At 65.9% G+C, this 19,021-nt stretch carries 18 protein-coding genes and 1 pseudogene; 10 read left to right on the top strand and 9 right to left on the bottom strand.

Annotated features, from left to right (window positions below; all coding sequences use genetic code 11):
• Nucleotides 1-47: 47 nt before the first annotated feature.
• The 7 genes and pseudogenes from ACFMPD_RS04465 to ACFMPD_RS04435 all read left to right on the top strand — a co-directional run bounded on the left by ACFMPD_RS04465 (nt 48) and on the right by ACFMPD_RS04435 (nt 5,896).
• On the top strand, nt 48-1,250 hold the full coding sequence (locus ACFMPD_RS04465) for a pyridoxal phosphate-dependent aminotransferase (RefSeq protein WP_380992213.1): 1,203 nt from the start codon (nt 48-50) through the stop codon (nt 1,248-1,250).
• Between the two features lie 31 nt (nt 1,251-1,281).
• Nucleotides 1,282-1,686, top strand: coding sequence for a hypothetical protein (locus ACFMPD_RS04460; RefSeq protein WP_380992211.1), 405 nt, complete (start codon nt 1,282-1,284; stop codon nt 1,684-1,686).
• Nucleotides 1,687-1,924: 238 nt separating this feature from the next.
• The gene (locus tag ACFMPD_RS04455; protein WP_380992209.1) at nt 1,925-3,556 is read left to right on the top strand and encodes a calcium-binding protein; all 1,632 of its coding nucleotides are present in this window, start codon (nt 1,925-1,927) and stop codon (nt 3,554-3,556) included.
• 9 nt (nt 3,557-3,565) lie between these two features.
• Complete coding sequence (locus tag ACFMPD_RS04450; protein WP_380992323.1) at nt 3,566-4,345, top strand: calcium-binding protein; 780 nt, start codon at nt 3,566-3,568, stop codon at nt 4,343-4,345.
• Nucleotides 4,315-4,467: pseudogene (locus ACFMPD_RS04445) on the top strand (calcium-binding protein); the annotation flags it as partial. The gene ACFMPD_RS04450 and the pseudogene ACFMPD_RS04445, both read left to right, overlap by 31 nt.
• A gap of 36 nt (nt 4,468-4,503) precedes the next feature.
• Nucleotides 4,504-5,106, top strand: coding sequence for a calcium-binding protein (locus ACFMPD_RS04440; protein WP_380992207.1), 603 nt, complete (start codon nt 4,504-4,506; stop codon nt 5,104-5,106).
• A gap of 112 nt (nt 5,107-5,218) precedes the next feature.
• The gene (locus ACFMPD_RS04435) at nt 5,219-5,896 is read left to right on the top strand and encodes a hypothetical protein (protein ID WP_380992205.1); all 678 of its coding nucleotides are present in this window, start codon (nt 5,219-5,221) and stop codon (nt 5,894-5,896) included.
• An 81-nt stretch (nt 5,897-5,977) separates the two neighbouring features.
• Here ACFMPD_RS04435 and ACFMPD_RS04430 read toward each other — a convergent pair whose 3' ends face one another.
• Genes ACFMPD_RS04430 through ACFMPD_RS04415 form a run of 4 tightly spaced genes read right to left on the bottom strand, consistent with a single transcriptional unit; the run spans nt 5,978 to nt 10,764 of the window.
• Entirely contained in the window at nt 5,978-7,105 is a 1,128-nt protein-coding gene (locus ACFMPD_RS04430; protein WP_380992203.1) for an acyl-CoA dehydrogenase family protein, read from the bottom strand.
• A complete protein-coding gene (locus ACFMPD_RS04425) occupies nt 7,105-8,295 on the bottom strand; it encodes an acetyl-CoA C-acyltransferase (protein WP_380992201.1) in 1,191 nt (396 codons plus the stop codon). The genes ACFMPD_RS04430 and ACFMPD_RS04425 overlap by 1 nt, the downstream gene beginning before the upstream one ends.
• A 19-nt stretch (nt 8,296-8,314) precedes the next feature.
• Nucleotides 8,315-9,082 (bottom strand): SDR family NAD(P)-dependent oxidoreductase, encoded by a 768-nt coding sequence (locus tag ACFMPD_RS04420; RefSeq protein ID WP_380992199.1) that lies wholly within the window; start codon nt 9,080-9,082, stop codon nt 8,315-8,317.
• Nucleotides 9,083-9,096: 14 nt separating this feature from the next.
• Nucleotides 9,097-10,764 (bottom strand): acyl-CoA synthetase, encoded by a 1,668-nt coding sequence (locus ACFMPD_RS04415; protein ID WP_380992197.1) that lies wholly within the window; start codon nt 10,762-10,764, stop codon nt 9,097-9,099.
• A gap of 80 nt (nt 10,765-10,844) precedes the next feature.
• On the opposite strand from ACFMPD_RS04415, the gene ACFMPD_RS04410 reads away from it, so the two are divergent.
• The gene (locus ACFMPD_RS04410; protein ID WP_380992195.1) at nt 10,845-11,876 is read left to right on the top strand and encodes an AraC family transcriptional regulator; all 1,032 of its coding nucleotides are present in this window, start codon (nt 10,845-10,847) and stop codon (nt 11,874-11,876) included.
• A 208-nt stretch (nt 11,877-12,084) separates the two neighbouring features.
• On the opposite strand, the gene ACFMPD_RS04405 is transcribed toward ACFMPD_RS04410, so the two are convergent.
• Genes ACFMPD_RS04405 through bcoG form a run of 4 tightly spaced genes read right to left on the bottom strand, consistent with a single transcriptional unit; the run spans nt 12,085 to nt 15,774 of the window.
• The gene (locus ACFMPD_RS04405; protein ID WP_380992193.1) at nt 12,085-12,840 is read right to left on the bottom strand and encodes an SDR family oxidoreductase; all 756 of its coding nucleotides are present in this window, start codon (nt 12,838-12,840) and stop codon (nt 12,085-12,087) included.
• The gene (locus ACFMPD_RS04400) at nt 12,837-14,306 is read right to left on the bottom strand and encodes a carnitine 3-dehydrogenase (RefSeq protein WP_380992191.1); all 1,470 of its coding nucleotides are present in this window, start codon (nt 14,304-14,306) and stop codon (nt 12,837-12,839) included. The genes ACFMPD_RS04405 and ACFMPD_RS04400 overlap by 4 nt, the downstream gene beginning before the upstream one ends.
• Nucleotides 14,303-14,845: a lipocalin family protein gene (locus ACFMPD_RS04395; protein ID WP_380992189.1), complete on the bottom strand. Its 543-nt coding sequence runs from the start codon at nt 14,843-14,845 to the stop codon at nt 14,303-14,305. Before ACFMPD_RS04395 ends, ACFMPD_RS04400 begins: the two co-directional genes overlap by 4 nt.
• Before the next feature lie 20 nt (nt 14,846-14,865).
• Nucleotides 14,866-15,774, bottom strand: a complete 909-nt coding sequence (bcoG, locus tag ACFMPD_RS04390) for a 3-dehydrocarnitine:acetyl-CoA trimethylamine transferase BcoG (RefSeq protein WP_380992187.1) — start codon at nt 15,772-15,774, stop codon at nt 14,866-14,868.
• A 79-nt stretch (nt 15,775-15,853) separates the two neighbouring features.
• Here bcoG and ACFMPD_RS04385 point away from each other — a divergent pair, with 79 nt between their 5' ends.
• The gene (locus tag ACFMPD_RS04385; RefSeq protein WP_380992185.1) at nt 15,854-16,825 is read left to right on the top strand and encodes a GlxA family transcriptional regulator; all 972 of its coding nucleotides are present in this window, start codon (nt 15,854-15,856) and stop codon (nt 16,823-16,825) included.
• On the opposite strand, the gene ACFMPD_RS04380 is transcribed toward ACFMPD_RS04385, so the two are convergent.
• Nucleotides 16,819-17,865 (bottom strand): aldo/keto reductase, encoded by a 1,047-nt coding sequence (locus tag ACFMPD_RS04380; RefSeq protein ID WP_380992183.1) that lies wholly within the window; start codon nt 17,863-17,865, stop codon nt 16,819-16,821. The genes ACFMPD_RS04385 and ACFMPD_RS04380 overlap by 7 nt on opposite strands.
• Before the next feature lie 514 nt (nt 17,866-18,379).
• Here ACFMPD_RS04380 and ACFMPD_RS04375 point away from each other — a divergent pair.
• Nucleotides 18,380-18,976 (top strand): YceI family protein, encoded by a 597-nt coding sequence (locus tag ACFMPD_RS04375; RefSeq protein WP_380992181.1) that lies wholly within the window; start codon nt 18,380-18,382, stop codon nt 18,974-18,976.
• Nucleotides 18,977-19,021 lie beyond the last annotated feature (45 nt).

Raw genomic sequence — 19,021 nt, 5'->3', positions numbered from 1 at the left:
GGCGGCAACCTATGACAGTCGGACCCAAGATACAAACCGAGGACGCCATGAGTTTTCTGTCTGCGACACTGTCCCGCGTCAAACCGTCGCCGACCATCGCGGTGACCAACAAAGCGCGCGAACTCAGGGAGGCCGGGCGCGATGTCATCGGCCTGGGCGCGGGCGAACCGGATTTCGACACGCCGGACAACATCAAGGCGGCCGCGGTGCGCGCCATCGAGGCCGGTCACACGAAATACACCGCCGTCGATGGCATCCCCGAGCTGAAACAGGCAATCTGTACCAAGCTGCGGCGCGACAACGGGCTGGACTATGTCCCGGCGCAGGTCAGTGTCGGCACCGGTGGCAAGCAGATTCTGTACAACGCCCTGATGGCGACGCTGAACCCCGGCGACGAGGTGGTGATTCCCGCGCCCTATTGGGTCAGCTATCCCGACATGGTGCTGCTGGCCGGCGGCGAGCCCGTGGTGGCCGAAACATCGATCCAGACCGGGTTCAAGCTGACCGCCGATCAGCTGGACGCGGCGATCACGCCGAAAACCAAGTGGTTCATCTTTAATTCGCCGTCCAACCCCACCGGTGCGGGATATTCCCGCGAGGAGTTAAAGGAACTGACCGATGTTCTGATGCGGCATCCGCATGTCTGGGTCATGACGGACGACATGTATGAACACCTGTCCTATGACGGGTTCGAATTCGTTACCCCGGCCCAGGTCGAGCCGGGCCTGTACGATCGCACCCTGACCTGCAACGGGGTCTCGAAAGCCTATGCCATGACCGGGTGGCGCATCGGCTATGCTGCTGGCCCCGAACCGCTGATCGCCGCGATGCGCAAGATCCAGAGCCAAAGCACATCCAACCCCTGCTCGGTCAGCCAATGGGCTGCCGTCGAGGCGCTGAACGGGCCGCAGGATTTCCTGCCCGCCAACAATGCGGTGTTCAAGCGGCGTCGCGATCTGGTGGTGTCGATGCTGTCCCAAATCGACGGCATCGAATGTCCGACGCCCGAGGGGGCCTTTTACGTCTATCCGTCCATTGCCGGGCTGATCGGCAAGACCAGCCCCAAGGGCACGGTCATCAGCGACGACGAAGTCTTTGCCACCGCCTTGCTGGACGAAGCGAATGTCGCGGTGGTGTTTGGCGCGGCCTTCGGTCTCAGCCCGAATTTCCGGGTCAGCTATGCCACGTCGGACACGGCGCTGACCGAAGCCTGTCGCCGCATCCAGTCCTTTTGCGCCGCGCTGACGTGACCGGCGACGCCTCATCTCGGGGGGATCGCCCATGACCGCAGAACTGCCCGACTATTATTTTCGCGTGCGTGACAATGGCGCCTTTGTCTATCGCGTCGACACCGAAAACCGCCAGCGCCGGATCGCGCTGGATCAGATTGCCGTGGTGAATATCCGCAATGGCGAGATCAAACCCCATGGTGACCGTATCCTGACCGACGCCGATCAGAGCCGGATCAAGGACTGGATGGACGAGCGCCGGACATTGCTGGCCCGGCGCGACATCGACGATATTCACCGCACGGTGGACCATCTGAACGCCACCGCGCACTGGGCCCAGTCCCGGGCCAGCGATGCCGAACTGGAACAGGTCACCGACGCGCTGCTGCTGGCAATGCACGATCTGCGCAGCGTTCTGGTGCGCAAAAAGGCCGACCGGCTGCCCCGCTCGGACTGAGTGCAATCGGCCAGGCGCACCGCCGTGCCGCTGGCCTCGGCCAGCCCGATCCGGTACTCTGTGCGGCACCGGACGGGCCGGGCCATCAGGTCCAGATCGCTTTTGAACCCCGCGATTTCACCCAAGCGGTGGTTTTTTTGGGCATCCCAGTTCAGAATTGCCTGTTCGCTAACCTCCCGTTAGGGTTTTGCCCGCAGCCACGATCAGTGACGATATTCATGCAGAGGATGATGCAATCATGACGACATATACGCTTCAGGGAACCCGGGTGAACTACGACCTGAACGACGATATCGCGAGCATCACCACGACGACGTTGAAAGTCATCCTGGGTGGGGCCAGCGATGGAACCTTTACGTATTCGCTGGAAACCAACCCGCCCGATGACATCCCCGAGGTGGACATCACCGCCAGTGACTTTATCGACGCCACGATTGATGGCAGCGCCATCGCCGATTCCACGATCAGCGAACTGGGTCAGGTGGTCTGGAACGGCAAGACCAGCGTCATCCTGGCCTTTGCCAGCGACCCGCCGATCGGGGTGGCCCCGACCGACTGGTATTTCCAGCTGGGCGGCGCCACCCTGCCCGATTTCGCCAACCAGGCCGACCCGGTCCAGGCCTTTGCGAATTTCGAGCAATCTGCCACGTCGATCGGGCCGGTCACGTCCGGACCCTTTGCGCCGGGCGCGACGATTTCCTTTGCCGGACTGCCCAATTCCAGCTCGACCGAAAACGATGTGATCACCGGAACGCCTGGCAATGACACGCTGAGTGGCGGCGCGGGCAATGACGTGATCAACGGTCTGGCCGGCGCGGATCAGCTGCGCGGCGACGCGGGCCGGGACACGATCCGGGGCGAGGCCGGCAATGACAAGCTGTATGGCGGCGACGACTCCGACACCATCCATGGCGGCGCCGGCAACGACCAGGTCTGGGGCGGCAACGGCAATGACACCTTCAATGGCGGTGGCGGTGCCGACATCTTTTACGGCGAAGCTGGCGAGGACCTGATCCGCGGCGGTGTCGGCAATGACGAGCTGTATGGCGGCGACGACTCCGACACCATCCATGGCGGCGCCGGCAACGACCAGGTCTGGGGCGGCAACGGCAATGACACCTTCAATGGCGGTNCCTTTGCGCCGGGCGCGACGATTTCCTTTGCCGGACTGCCCAATTCCAGCTCGACCGAAAACGATGTGATCACCGGAACGCCTGGCAATGACACGCTGAGTGGCGGCGCGGGCAATGACGTGATCAACGGTCTGGCCGGCGCGGATCAGCTGCGCGGCGACGCGGGCCGGGACACGATCCGGGGCGAGGCCGGCAATGACAAGCTGTATGGCGGCGACGACTACGACACCATCCATGGCGGCGACGGCAACGACCAGGTCTGGGGCGGCAACGGCAAAGACAAGGTGTTCCTGGGCAATGGCGATGATGTCTTCAACGACAATGCCCAGAACAACGTGCATGGCGGCGACACCGTCCGGGGCGGCAACGGCAATGACACCTTCAATGGCGGTGGCGGTGCCGACATCTTTTACGGCGAGGCTGGCGAGGACCTGATCCGCGGCGGTGTCGGCAATGACAAGCTGTATGGCGGCGGCCAGTACGACACGATCTATGGCGAGGCCGGCAACGACCAGGTCTGGGGCGGCGACGGCAAGGACAAGGTGTTTCTGGGCGACGGTAACGACGTCTTCCACGACAATGCCCAGAACAACGTGCATGGCGGCGCTACCGTCCGGGGCGGCAACGGCAAGGACACGTTCAATGGCGGCGGCGGTGCCGACATCTTTTATGGCGAGGCTGGCGAGGACCTGGTCCGCGGCGGTGTCGGCAAGGACAAGCTGTATGGCGGCGGCTAGTACGACACGATCTATGGCGAGGCCGGCAACGACCAGGTCTGGGGCGGCGACGGCAAGGACAAGGTGTTTCTGGGCGACGGTAACGACGTCTTCAACGACAATGCCCAGAACGACGTGCATGGCGGCGCTACCGTCCGGGGCGGCGACGGCAAAGACAAGGTGTTTCTGGGCGACGGTAACGACGTCTTCCACGACAATGCCCAGAACGACGTGCATGGCGGCGCTACCGTCCGGGGCGGCGACGGCAAAGACAAGGTGTTTCTGGGCGACGGTAACGACGTCTTCCACGACAATGCCCAGAACGACGTGCATGGCGGCGCTACCGTCCGGGGCGGCAACGGCAATGACACGTTCAATGGCGGCGGCGGTGCTGACATCTTTTATGGCGAAGGTGGCGAGGACCTGATCCGGGGCGGTGTCGGCAATGACAAGCTGTATGGCGGCGATGAATACGACACCATCCATGGCGAGGCCGGCGATGACAAGGTCTGGGGCGGCAAGGGCAAGGACACGGCGTTCCTGGGCGATGGCAACGACACGTTCTATGACCATAGCCAGAACAATGTGCATGGCGCCGATACCGTCCGGGGCGGCAATGGCAATGACACGATCAATGGCGGCGGCGGTGCCGACATCTTTTACGGCGAAGCCGGCATGGATCTGATCCGCGGCGGTGTCGGCAATGATCGCCTGTACGGGGGCGACGGCTACGACACGATCTATGGTGGTGACGGCAACNTGGCGGCGGCGGTGCTGACATCTTTTATGGCGAAGGTGGCGAGGACCTGATCCGGGGCGGTGTCGGCAATGACAAGCTGTATGGCGGCGATGAATACGACACCATCCATGGCGAGGCCGGCGATGACAAGGTCTGGGGCGGCAAGGGCAAGGACACGGCGTTCCTGGGCGATGGCAACGACACGTTCTATGACCATAGCCAGAACAATGTGCATGGCGCCGATACCGTCCGGGGCGGCAATGGCAATGACACGATCAATGGCGGCGGCGGTGCCGACATCTTTTACGGCGAAGCCGGCATGGATCTGATCCGCGGCGGTGTCGGCAATGATCGCCTGTACGGGGGCGACGGCTACGACACGATCTATGGTGGTGACGGCAACGACAAGGTCTGGGGCGGCAAGGGCAAGGACATCGTGCGGTTGGGCGATGGCGACGACATCTTTTATGACCACAGCCAGAACAACGTGCACGGTGCGGACGATGTCAAGGGCGGCAACGGCAATGACCAGCTCAAGGGCGGCGGCGGCAACGACCGGCTGGATGGCGGCGCCCATAACGACATCCTGACCGGCGGGCTGGGTTCGGACACGTTCGTGTTCTCGACCGGTACCGACACGATCACCGATTTCAACACGGCAGACCGCATCGACATGCGCGCGTCCACCAGCATCACCAGCTATGCGGATCTGCGGGCCAACCACACCGAAGACGTGGCCGGAAACCTGGTGATCGATGACGGGCAAGGCAACACCCTGACCCTGACCGGCGTCACCGAAGCCAGCCTGCAGGCCAACGATTTTCTGTTCTAGGACCTGGGCAATTGATCCGGTGAAAGGGGCTGCATCTGCGGCCCCTTTTTTATAGCTCTGCGCTTGGTCCGCACGCGTGCTAAACTTTCCGCGCTATCACAGGAGGTAGCCGATGCCGCGACCATATCGCACCTGTGCCGGCCGGATCGGAGGCCGCGCGGCCTGGCCGCTGCTGCTGGCGCTGATCTGCGCGCTGCCGGTGCTGGCCGCTCCGATGGAAACGGGCGATCCGCCGGCGGCCCGGCAGGCCGGGCTGATCTGGAACCGCAGCGGCCTGCCCGCGGTTTTTCCGCTGCAGGTCAAGTCTCCGGCCGGGCAGGATTTCGTCCTGACGCTGATCGATGCCGAAACCGGGGATGCCGCGCTGGCGGCCTATGTCGCGGGAGGCGCGTTCTTTCGGGTTCTGGTCCCGCCGGGCCGGTTCCGACTGCGCTTTTCGCCCGGCGACGGGGCTGGTGCAGACGCACTCGAACTGACCCGGCCACTGACCTTTGCGCTGCGCGGTCCCGGCATCAAGGCCGGACATCTGGTGGAAATTCGATCCGCCGGGGACAAGGCACCGGTCTGGGTCACCGACCTGTTCATCTGTCAGTCGCTGCGCACCCGACTGGTGCGGGATCCGCAACCGCACAGCGGCCAATCGACCGGCGGTCGCGCGCGTTTTGGGCCGCCCGGCGGCGCGCCCTTTCTGCTGGGCGAGCCGGCACCGCCCGGAACGGCCGATCCGGCCCAACCGAACCGGTCGACGATCTATCTGCAGACCGGTGTGCGATCACGTTACTGCCCCTGAGGCAGCCACCAGAAGGCACATCAGCGGCCCCGGGCCCGCCCCGCCACAGGCGGAACGGGCAAGCACAGGTGCCAGCGGCTGTCAGAGACCGCGGGCGATCACCAGACGCTGGATGTCGCTGGTGCCTTCATAGATCTGGCAGACCCGCACGTCGCGATAGATGCGCTCGACCGGATAATCGGACAGATAGCCATAACCGCCTAGCGTCTGGATCGCCGCCGAACAGACCGCTTCGGCGGTTTCCGAGGCAAACAGCTTGGCCATCGACGCCTCGGTCAGGCAGGGGCGCCCGGCCTCGCGCAGGGCGGCGGCGTGCAGATACATCTGCCGCGCGGCCTCGACCCGGGTGGCCATGTCGGCCAGGCGGAACCCGACCGCCTGGTGCTCCATGATCGGCTTGCCAAAACTGGTGCGCTCGTGGGCATAGGCGCAGGCGGCCTCGAGGGCGGCGCGCGCCATCCCGACCGATTGCGCGGCAATGCCGATGCGCCCGCCTTCGAGATTGGCCAGCGCGATACGATAGCCCGCGCCCTCGTCGCCCAGCCGGTTCTCAACCGGGATGCGCATGTCGTTGAACGCCAGCGCGCAGGTGTCCGAACTGTGCTGCCCCAGCTTGTTTTCGACCGTAACCACATCATAGCCCGGGGTGTCGGTCGGCACGATAAAGGCCGAGATGCCTTTCTTGCCGGCCTCGGGATCGGTCACCGCAAAGGTGATGATCACGTTTCCGTTCTTGCCCGAGGTGATGAACTGCTTGGCACCGTTCAGCACGTAATGGTCGCCGTCGCGCACCGCGCGGGTTTTCAGCGCCCCGGCATCGGACCCCGCATGCGGTTCGGTCAAGGCAAAGCCGCCGATCCATTCCCCGGCGGACATCTTCGGCAGAAAACGCTGTTTCTGCGCGTCATTGCCGAACCGCAGGATCGGCACGCAACCGACCGAACTGTGCACGCTCAGGATGGTCGAGCAGGCGCCGTCGCCGGCGGCGATCTCTTCCAGCGCCAGCGCATACGAGACCATGCCGGTATCCGAGCCGCCATGGGCCTCGGGCATCAGCATGCCCAGGAACCCCAGCTGGCCCATCTCGGTCAGTTCCTCGCGCGGAAAGGCATGCTCGGCGTCGCGCTGCGCCGCCCCCGGCGCCAGCCGTTCGCGGGCGAAATCGCGGGCGGTGTCGCGGATCTGTTCCTGTTCTTCGGTCAGCAGCATCACGATACCCTTTCGATGGCAATTGCGGTCGCTTCGCCACCGCCGATACACAGCGAGGCAACGCCGCGTTTCAGGTCATAGGTTTCCAGCGCCGCCAGCAGCGTCACCATGATCCGGGCGCCGGACGCCCCGATCGGGTGACCCAGCGCGCAGGCGCCGCCATGCACGTTGACCTTGTCATGCGGCAGGTCCAGATCGCGCATCGCCGCCATGGTGACGACCGCAAAGGCCTCGTTGATCTCGAACAGGTCCACGTCCTTCAGCGACCAGCCGGTCTTGTCGGCCAGTTTTTCCATCGAGCCGATCGGCGCGGTGGGAAACAGGTTGGGCTTGTCGGCATGGGTGGTGTGGCCGGCGATCACCGCGCGCGGCGTCAGGCCAAGCTTTTCGGCCTGCGAGCGGCGCATCAGAACCATCGCCGCGGCCCCGTCCGAGATCGAGGACGAGTTCGCCGCCGTCACCGTGCCGTCCTTGCGGAAGGCCGGGCGCAAACCGGGGATCTTGTCCAGTTGCGCCTTGCCCGGCTGTTCGTCGATCTCGACCACGGTATCGCCGCGGCGGCCCGGAACGGTGACCGGGGTGATCTGACCGGCGAACTTGCCGTCATTGATTGCCTGTTGCGCCCGGGTCAGCGAGGTGATGGCGAAATTGTCCTGTTCTTCGCGGGTGAACTGATAGTTCTGCGCGCAATCCTCGGCAAAGGTGCCCATCAGGCGGCCCTTGTCATAGGCATCTTCGAGCCCGTCCAGGAACATGTGGTCAATGACCTGACCATGTCCCATGCGATAGCCGCTGCGCGCCTTGGGCATCAGGTACGGGGCGCGCGACATGCTTTCCATGCCGCCCGCGACCATCACGTCACCGGTACCGGCCAGCAGCATGTCATGGGCGAACATCGCCGCCCGCATGCCCGAGCCGCACATCTTGTTGATTGTGGTGCAGCCGACACCCAGCGACAGCCCGGCGCCCAAGGCTGCCTGACGCGCCGGTGCCTGGCCCTGGCCCGCGGGCAGGACGCAGCCAAACACGGTCTCGTCCACCGCATCCGGCGCCACGCCGGCCTCGGTCACGGCCGCCCTGATCGCGGCCGCGCCCAGATCGCTGGCGTTGACACTGTCAAAGGCTCCCTGAAATCCCCCCATGGCCGTGCGCGAGGCGCCGACGATGACAATCGGATCATGTTCACTCATAGCTCAATTCCTTTCGCAATCACTTGGCCGCCATGCGCAGCGCGCCGTCGATACGGATCACCTCGCCATTCAGCATCTGGTTTTCGACGATATGGCGCACCAGATTCGCATATTCCGCCGGATCGCCCAGACGCGACGGGAACGGCACGCTGGCGCCCAGCGAGTCCTGCACTTCTTGCGGCAGTCCGGCCATCATCGGGGTGCCGAAAATGCCCGGCGCGATGGTCACCACGCGCACGCCGAACCGCGCCAGTTCGCGCGCTGCCGGCAGTGTCAGCGACACCACGCCGCCCTTGGACGCGGCATAGGCCGCCTGGCCGATCTGCCCGTCATAGGCCGCGATCGAGGCGGTGTTGACGATCACGCCGCGCTCGCCGCTGGCATCCGGTTCCTGCTTGACCATGGCGTCGGCCGCCAGCCGCAGCATGTTGAACGTGCCGACCAGGTTGATGCTGACGGCGCGGGCAAAACTGTCCAGCCGGTGCGGCCCCTCGCGGCCGGCGATCTTTTCGCCCGGTGCGATGCCGGCGCAGTTGATCATCGCGTTGACCTGGCCAAAGGTCTTTACCGCGGCCGCAACCGCCGCTTCGCCTTCGGCGCCATCGGTCACGTCGGTCTTGACGAACAGGGCCGACCCGCCCAATTCGGCCGCCTTGGCTTCGCCGGCCTCGGCGTTCACGTCCAGCAGCACGGCCTTGCCGCCCTGCGCCACCACCATGTCGGCCACGGCCGCCCCCAGTCCGGAGCCGCCTCCGGTTATCAGAAACACACGGTCCTTGATCTGCATGTCGTTCTCTCCTCTCAGCTGTTGTTCTGTTTTTCGATTTCGGCCTTGCGCAGCAGGAACCGCTGGATCTTGCCGCTGGGGGTCTTGGGCAGGTCGGTGACAAAATCGATTTCCCGCGGGTAGGCATGCGCCGACATCCGCTTGCGCACGTGCTGGCGCAGCGTGTCGGCCAGGGTGTCGCTGCCTTCGTATCCGCTGGCCAGCACGACAAAGGCCTTGACGTTCTCGGTCCGCTCGGGGTCGGGCACACCGACCACGGCCACCTCGGTCACCGAGGAGTGTTCCATCAGCGCGCTTTCCACGTCGAACGGGCCGATGCGGTAGCCGGAGGAGGTGATCACGTCATCGGACCGCCCGATAAAGCTGATCGAGCCGTCGGGTTCGAACTCGACGCTGTCTCCGGTCAGGTAATAGCCGTCCGCGATCGCCTTGGTCTCGGTCTGCCAATAGCCGGTGAACCACAAGAGCGGCGAGTTCTCGATATCCACGGCCATGATGCCGGGCTGGTTCGGCCCCACCTCTTTGCCGGCCTCGTCCAGAACCGCGATGCGGTAGCCGGGCATGGCATAGCCCGCCGAGCCGGCGCGCACCGGGTGGTCCAGCCCGTGGTGGTTATTGACGACCATGCCCGTTTCGGTCTGGCCGTAATGGTCGTGGATCGGCGCCCCCAGATGGGCCTCAAACCAGCGAATCACCTCGGGGTTCAACGGCTCGCCAGCGCTGGACACCACGCGCAGCCGTCCCTTGTGGCGTTCGGCCATCTCAGGACCTGCGGCGATCAGCAGGCGATAGGCGGTGGGCGACCCGGCCATGTTGGTCACGCCCAGCCGCTCGATGATGTCATAGGTCGATTCGGCAGTGAAACCGCCCTCGTACATCGTCGTGGCCTGGCCCAGCAGAAGCGGGCCGGCGACCATGTAATACATGCCATAGGCCCAGCCCGGATCGGCGATGTTCCAGAACACGTCATCCGGGCGCAGTTCGACCGCGTCGCGCATGTAGACGGCAAAGGACAGCAGCGCCCGCAACGGCACCGGCACACCCTTGGGCAGCCCGGTCGTGCCCGAGGTGGACATCATCATCAACAGATCCGACCCCTGTCGCATCACCGGCGTGAATTCCGGCGCGGCGGCGGCCAGCGCCGCCTCGAAATCGATATCGCCCGCCGGCAGGGTCTCGCCGTCGGCCAGAACCGTAGCGACCGCCGGACAATTCGGCACGTCGTCCAGCTTGGGCCGTTGCCCGGTGTTGGTCACGACCAGCTTGGCGTTGCTGGTCTTCAGGCGGTGCTCGATCGCCTTGGGCCCAAAGGCGGTGAACAGCGGCTGATAGACCGCGCCCAGCCGCCAGGCGCCCAGGATCGTCGCAAACAGCTCCGGCCGGCGCGGCAGCAGGCCCGACACCACATCGCCCGGCCCCACGCCGTTCTCGGCCATCATGTTGGCGGCCCGGGCGGACATCTCCTGCAACTGCTCAAAGGTGAAATCCTGCCGCTTGCCCTCGGCCGAGACCCAGCGCAGCGCAACACGGTTCTGCCCCGCATGACGGTCGCAGCATTCGACACAGGCGTTCAGCCCGGCCTCCAGATCGCCATGCAGATCGGCAATTGCGTGCTCGATGCGAAACAGATCGACGGCCTGCTGATAAGGGGTACGGGCTTGTGCATTCGGGGCGGTTGTCATGGCTGGTTCCTCCTTCTGGAAGCGGCTTCGGGTCGGAAAACGCGATGCCCCGTAGATAGACGCAGGCAACATGGCGAACAATGACATTCCAAGTCGATCTTTCTGATCGAAAATGCCATTATGCCGAAATGGAACACCGCATGATCTCGCCCGGCTTTGTCGAGGATGCCCTGGCCTGCCTGCGCGACCAGGGCATCGATCAGATCCCGGTTCTGGCCGCCGCGGGCTTGCCTGCGTCCATAACCGAACCGATCAGCAATCAGGCCTATGGCGCGTTGTGGCGCGAAATGGCCCGGGTCTCGGGCGACGAATTCTTTGGTCTGGGCACGCGACGGATGCGGCCGGGCAGTTTCGATCTGGTCTGCCACGCGGTATTGCATGCCGGTACGCTGGAAAAGGCCCTGCGCCAGATCCTGCGGTTCTTTCGCGTGCTGCTGGACGATCCCAGCGGCAAGCTGATCGTGCAGGACGGCCAGGCCCATGTCGTGCTGACGGACCGCGACACACCGCGCCGGGCCTTTGCGCACCGTACCTTCTGGTTGTTCGTGATGGGCATTTCCTGCTGGCTGATCGGTCGGCGCATCGCCCTGCGCCATGTCGATTTCGCCTGCGCGGAACCGGAAAGCCGTGTCGACTACCGCCAGTTCTTTGGCGCCCCCGTACAGTTTGACCGGCCGCAGAGCCGGCTGGTCTTTGATGCCGCCTATCTGCATCTGCCGACGATCCGCACCGAACAGGGGCTGGTCGAGTTCCTGCGCCAAGCCCCGGCGAACATTCTGGTCCGGTATCGCCATGACGAAGGCTGGGCGGGCCGCATCCGCACGCTGCTGCGCGCGACACCGCCGCAGAGCTGGCCGGTATTCGAAACCCTGGCAACAGCGCTGGGAATAGCCCCGGCGACCTTGCGCCGGCGTCTGCGCGAAGAGGGTCAGAGCTATTCGGCGATCAAGGACGACCTCAGAAACCGGCGCGCCCAGGCGCTGTTGCGGCAAACCGAACTGCCGGTCGCCGATATCGCCGCGGATCTGGGTTATAGCGAACCCGGCGCCTTTCATCGGGCCTTTAGGAAATGGAACGACCGCAGCCCCGGCGCATACCGAAATGCGCCGTGATCCGGACAGGGGCCAAAAGCGATGTGGCTCAGAGTGGCGACGCCGATGCGGCGACAAAGGATTGTGCCGGACGCGCCGGCGCCCCCAATCCGAGCCTGTTCTCCCTCGATCTTCACGGTCCAAACGTTGCGCATTGTTTCGCAGATGGCAATCGTTGCGCGCAAATCGGGATCGTTTGACACAGGGAGGCGGCGCAATTTGCGGGCTTTCAGGGGTCGGGATTGACCGTGTGGCCATCCACCGCGATCGCCTGGCCCGATACCATCCGGGCCGCGTCCGAGGCCAGAAACACCGCCATGTCGGCGATCTCGCGCGCGGTCACGAACCGGCGCAGCGACGTGCCTGCGGCATAGCCGGCATAGACCGCATCGCGCGTCATGCCCTTGACGGCCGCCTCGCGCGCCAGAACCGCCTCCATCCGCGGGCCTTCGACCGCGCCGGGACAGATCGCGTTGGCGCGCACCCCATGCGGCCCCAGTTCCATCGCCAGCGTTTTCATCAGCCCGATCACCGCCCATTTCGCCGCCGCATAGGGTGCACGGTTGGGATAGCCATGCTGCCCGGCGGTGGACGAGGTCAGAATCATCGCGCCGGACCGCTGGCGCTGCATCATCGGCGCGGCGTGTTTCGCCGCCAGAAACGCGCCGTCCAGATTCACCGCCAGACAGGCGCGCCAGTCCTGTGGCGTCACGTCCTGGACCGGCGCGGTCGGCCCGGCGGTTCCGGCATTGGCGCAGAGCACGTCCAGCCCGCCCCAATCCGTGGCGACACAGGTGAACAGATCGGCCATGGCATCGGCGTCGGTGACGTCGACCCGGCTGCTCCGCCAGTCCGGCGGCAGCCGCGTCAGCGCCAGCGCATCCACATCGCTGACCCAGACCCGGTAGCCCGCCGCGGCAAATCCCTGCCCCATGGCCAGCCCGATCCCCGATGCCCCGCCGGTGATCAGAACCCGACGGCTCATGCCGGTCTGCGGATCGCGGCGCCGGCCCCTTCGGGCCAGGGCAAGCCGGCCTGCGCCTGCGTCAGCCGCGCCAGCGCCGCCTCGATCGCCGGTCCCGGCGGACAGGGCTTGCGGCTGGCCAGGCTGACATGCAGCAGAAAATGTTCGCCGGTGGCCAGCAGCCGGTCCTGTTCATACATGAAATGGAACAGGTGCAGTTTCTTGCCCTGCCCCAGCAGCATCCGGGTCTCGACCCGAATCCGCGCCCCCGCATGCACTTCGTCCAGGTGCCGGATATGGGTTTCGGCGGTGAAATAGCTGCCGCCCTGCGCGATATAGTCGGCGTCGCAGCCGATCATCTCCATGAACCGGTCGGTCGCCGCCGCAAAGGCTTCGAGATATTTCGCCTCGTTCATGTGGCCGTTATAGTCCGTCCAGTCCAGCGGCACCGCGCGCGCCAGGGTCAGGATCGGCTGCGCCGGATCCGCGATCGCGTCGACCCCACCGGCCAGCGGCCCGCCGTCGCGCAGGCGCCGGTCCTGCGCGTTCAACAGCGCCCCGGCGCCCCAATCCTGCCCCTTGAGCGCGCGCATCATGGCGACAAGATTGTTGTCGCGGATGCGTTCCAGTTCGCGGATCGAATGTGCACCGGATTGCGCATCCGACTGATCGGCGATGCGCTGCACCAGATCGTCGGTCAGATCGGGCACATCCATCAGCCTGGTCCAGGGCCATTTCAGCGCCGGGCCGAACTGGGCGATGAAATGCTTCATGCCTGCCTCGCCGCCGGCAACGCGATAGGTCTCGAACAGGCCCATCTGCGCCCAGCGGATGCCGAACCCATAGCGGATCGCGTCGTCGATCTCACCGGTGCTGGCGACGCCATCCCGGACCAGCCACAGCGCCTCGCGCCAGACCGCTTCCAGCAACCGGTCGGCGATATGCGCGTCGATTTCCTGTTTCACATGCAGCGGATACATCCCGAGGCCGGTCAGGATTTCACGGGCGCGAGCGATCCGGTCCGCCCCGGTCGCGTCGCTGGCCACCAGTTCGACCAGCGGCAACAGGTAGACCGGGTTGAACGGGTGCGCCACCACGATCTGTTCCGGGCAGGCGCTGCTTTCCTGCAACTCCGACGGTTTGAAACCACTGGTGGACGAGCCGATGATTGCATCCGCATCGCAGGCGCGCTGAATCTCCGCATAGACGCTGCGTTTCAGGTCCAGCCGTTCAGGCACGCTTTCCTGAATCCAGGCCGCGCCCCGTACCGCCTCGGCCAGATCGCCGTGAAAGCTCAGCGCGCCCTCGGGCGGCAGAGGCGCATCGCTGAGTCCCGGCAGCGATCGGCGGGCATTGTCCAGCACCTCTCCGACCTTGCGGGCGGCCTCGGCATCCGGGTCACAGACCCGCACGTCCCAGCCGTTCAGCAGGAACCGCGCCGCCCAGCCGCCGCCGATCACCCCGCCGCCAATGATTGCTGCAATCATTCCTGCACTCCTTGCAACCGGGTCAGGTCATACCCGTTCCATTCGAAAATCTCGCGCGCCGCCGCCATCAGGTCGTCGCGCACGGCGCCGCGCGTCATGATCCAGCCAAAATCCCCGTTCGGTGTGCCGATAGCCGCCACCCGAAACCCCGAATCCGTCCACAAAACCCAGTGTTCCGCCGCCGGGTCAGCGCCGCGCGGCAGCGTGAACCGCCCGGGTCCGGTGATCCGGGCCACCAGATCGTCGGTCAGGCCGACGCACTCCCAGGCATTGCAGGTCAGGTGGTGCCACGTCACGGCAAAGCCATCACCGCTGACCGTGCCGATCTCGAACCGTTCGGGATTGCCGCCCAGATCGTCATCGGCGGCGGCGAACCGCGCCCGCACGACCCAGGTGCCGCGCATCTGCGCCGCATCAAACCGGGTACTGGCCGAAAACGGCGCCCGCGGATCGCGAAACCCGGACGGAACCGCGCAAGCCGACACCGCCAACGCCCCGACCAGCAGCGCAAGGACGGGCCGCAGCGGTCCCCGGCGCATCCGGAGCAGCGCCGCAGCCTTCACTGCGGTTCCCGTTTCACCAGCCCCAGCCTGGTGCGCACTTCGTCGGGGCCGATCACCCGTGCGCCCATATTCTCAATGATGCTGCCGGCGCGCTCGACCAGTTGCCAGTTCTCGGCCAGAACGCCCTTGTCCAGCCACAGATTGTCCTCAAGCCCGACCCGCACATTGCCGCCTGCCAGAACCGCGGCGGCGACATAGGCCATCTGGTTGCGCCCCAGCGCAAAGGCCGAAAAGGTCCAATCCTCGGGCACGTTGTTGACCATCGCCATGAAAGTGTTCAGATCGTCCGGCGCCCCCCACGGCACCCCCATGCACAGCTGCACCAGCGCCGGGCCGTCCAGCACGCCATCGGCGACCAGCTGTTTGGCGTACCACAGATGCCCGGTGTCAAAGGCCTCGATCTCGGGTTTGACGCCCAGTTCGGTCATCATGCCACCCATCGCCGTCAGCATGCCCGGCGTGTTGGTCATCACGTAATCGGCCTCGGCGAAATTCATCGTGCCGCAATCCAGGGTGCAGATCTCGGGCCGGCATTCGGCGATATGCGCCACCCGTTCGGCGGCGCCGATCATGTCGGTGCCCTCGGCCACCGGAAACGGGCTGTCGGGACTGCCAAAGACGATATCCCCGCCCATGCCGGCGGTCAGGTTCAGAACCACGTCGACATCGGCGTCGCGGATGCGGTCGGTCACCTCGCGATAGAGATCCAGCCGGCGACTGGGGGCGCCGGTCTCGGGATCGCGCACATGACAATGCACCACCGCCGCGCCGGCCTTGGCAGCGGCGATCGCGCTGTCGGCGATCTGCGCCGGGCTGCGCGGCACATGCGGGCTGCGGTCCTGGGTGCTGCCCGAACCGGTCACCGCGCAGGTGATGAAAACCTCTTTGTTCATGGTCAGTGGCATCTGCGGGTCCTCCGGGTTGCTGATCCGCAGCATGCCGCGTCTTGGCAGAACAGAATTTGCACTTTATGTCGGTTACTTGATGAAACCCGCAAAAAACATCTGGCAGCCCGCCACCGGAACGCTGCGCGTCGCGGTGTTGGTGCTGAGCGATTGCAACACGCTCAGCTTTGCCGCCGGGGTCGATCCGATGCGCGCCGCCAACCGCATGGCGGGGCAGCGGTTGTTCGACTGGCAATTCATCACCGCGACCGGCGCGCCAGCGCGGCTGACCAGCGGTATCAGCGTTCCCGGCCCGGCGCTGCGGCACCTGCCGGGATGCGATCTGTTGCTTGTCGTCGCCGGGTTCGGGCTGCGATCGCATGCCACCCCGGCGCTGCGCGCCAGCCTGCGCCGCATCGCCGCCACCGGGGCGTCGCTGGCCGGGATCGACGGCGGACCCTGGCTGTTGGCCGAGGCCGGGTTGCTGGACGGGCACCGCGCCACCACCCATTGGGAGGATCTGGAGACCTTTGCCACCCGGTTTCCCGCGGTCATTGCCTTGCGCGACCGGTTCCATGTGGATGGTGCCTGCATGACCTGCGGCGGCGCGATGCCGGCCATCGACATGATGCTGCACCTGATCCGGGCCCGCCACGGCGCGACCCTGGCGGCCCGTGTCGCCGGCGCTTTTATCCATGACAGCACCGCCGATCCGGCGCGCGCCCAGACCCGGGGCGGCGACCCGGGGCACAGCCGCCTGACCGCCCGGGTCAGCGGGCTGATGGAACAGACGCTGGACGCGCCCCTGCCGATCCCGGACCTGGCCCGCCGCGCCGGGTCCAGCCCGCGCGCCCTGCAGGCGCAGTTCCGCCGATATCTGAACACCACGCCCAAGGCACATTACCTGGCGCTGCGCCTGGCCGAGGCCCGGCGCCTGATCACCGATACCGACATGCCGGTTCTGGACATCGCCCTGGCCACCGGCTTTGCCTCGGCGGCCGGCTTTGCCCGCGCCTTTCGGGCCGCGCATGGCTGTTCCGCGCGCCGCCTGCGACGGGACGGCGCTCAGTAGGGCATCGGATGCGCCCGGTGCGCAGCGTTGATCTCGGCCAGAACCGTGTCGTCCAGATCCGTTTCGACCGAGCCCAGCGCCCGGTCGAGCTGATCCAGATGGGTAGCGCCGAATATCGCCGAGGTCATGAACGGCCGGGTGCGGCACCAGGCCAGCGCCATGTGCACCGGGTCCAGACCGTGCCGGCGGGCGATGTCCAGATAGGCATCGACCGCGCCATGCACGCGCGGCGATTCGCGCCCCCCCAGCTTGGGGGTGAGCGACTTGCGCGATCCGGGCGGCACGGCGCCCCCCTGATACTTGCCGGTCAGCAACCCCGCCGCCAGCGGCGAGAACGCCAGCAGCCCGACGTCTTCGTTGACGCTCAGCTCGGCCAGATCGGTGTCATAGAGCCGGCAGAGCAGCGAATATTCGTTCTGGATCGACGCCACGCGCGGCCCGCCGCTCTCATCGGCCAGCCGCAGCCACTGCGCCGTGCCCCAGGCGCTTTCGTTGCTCAGGCCGAAATGGCGGATATTGCCCTTGTCCACCTGTTGCTGCAGCGCGCCCAGACAATCCTGCATGTTGGCGAGGGTCTCGGCCCGGTTCTGCCGCGACGGGTCATAGCTCCAGTTCTGGCGAAACATGTAGCTGCCGCGATTGGGCCAGTGCAGCTGGTAGAGGTCGATATAGTCCGTGCGCAGCCGCCGCAGCGAGCCTTCGATGGTGGCGGGAATGGTCGCCGACGAGATCGGCGCGCCGTCACGCACGAATTTCTGCCCTTCGCCGGAATGCTTGGTGGCCAGGATGTAATCGCCGCGGCGCGCCGGGTTGGCCGCGTTCCAGGCGCCGATGATCTCTTCGGTGCGTCCGACGGTCGCTTTGCGCACCGGATTCACCGGGTACATTTCGGCGGTATCGACAAAATTGATCTCCGCCGCCAGCGCCCGCTCGATCTGGGCATGCGCCTCGGCCTCGTCGGTCTGAGTACCAAAGGTCATGGTGCCCAGGCACAGTTCCGAGACGGTCAAGCCGGTGCGGCCCAGCGGGTTCATCTTCATCGGTTTGCTCCTTGTCCTTCGCCCTCTGGCACCCTAGCGGCTGGTCGGCCGGGGGCAATTCGAAACTGCCGCTGAGAACAAATGGCAAACAAATATATTCGAACCAGGCCGACTCACCTGCTTTCGCGCGCGCCGGAGCACGACCGGCCAGCCCTGACGCCCCACCCCGAAATCTCGCTGCCGCAGGCCTGCGTGCACGAGGTCTGCGGCCCGGCCCGACGCAGGGCGGGCATCGCCCGATCGGCCAGTTGCCGACCCCCTGTGAGGGCGGTGCCCACGGGATCGGGACCCGCTGGCACATGGTCCCGGCGCATTCCGGCACCGCGCAGGAATGGCGGCTGGAACGCCGCCGCGCCCGCACCCGAGCGCCACAGGGCTGGATCGTCACCCGTGGCATGCTGCGAACGACAAGTGCCCGTGCATGCAGCTCTCACGCGCCTGACAATCCGGTGAAACCGGCAAAAACCTCGACCGCCTGACAATACACAGCCTATACCGGTGCCAGGAGGTCCAAATGATCCAGCCGACCCGACGCGACATGCTGGTCGCGCTTGCTTGCCTTGCACTGGGGACCCGGTCAGCCGCCGCCCCCACCCGCTATGCGCTGGACCGGGCGGCCTCCACTGTCGGGTTCCGGTTCATTCTGAACGGGGTTTCCCAGACCGGATCGATGCCGGTGCAGCGCGCGGATATCTTCATCGACCCCGCCAACCTGGCGGCATCGCGCGTCGATGTCACCCTGGACGTCGCCGGCGCCCGCACGCCTTTGGGCTTTGCGACACAGGCGTTGCTCAGCCCCGAAGTGCTGGACGCCGCGCGCTTTCCCACGATCCGCTTCGTCTCGAAAACCATCCTGTTGTCCAGGGACGGGCGCCTGTCGGGCGGCGCGCGTATCCGTGGCCATCTGACCCTGCGCGGGGTGACTCGTCCGATCACCCTGAACGCCGGCCTCTACCGTCCCCGCGGCACCAGGGCGGATGACCTGGACATTCTGACCGTCCGCCTCAGCGGACAGCTCAGCCGGACCGCCTATGGCGCCGCCGGATACCCGCGTCTGGTCGGCGACCGGGTGACGCTGGATATCACCGCGCTGATCCGGGTTGCCGGTTAGCACCGGACGAAAACGACACCCGCGCGTCGAAAATGGCCAAGCCCC

It is taken from the genome of Sedimentitalea sediminis (assembly GCF_042687825.1).
Classification (GTDB): domain Bacteria; phylum Pseudomonadota; class Alphaproteobacteria; order Rhodobacterales; family Rhodobacteraceae; genus Sedimentitalea.
The sequence above is the reverse complement of the archived record's forward strand: the minus strand, read 5'-3'. Positions and strand labels throughout refer to the sequence as shown.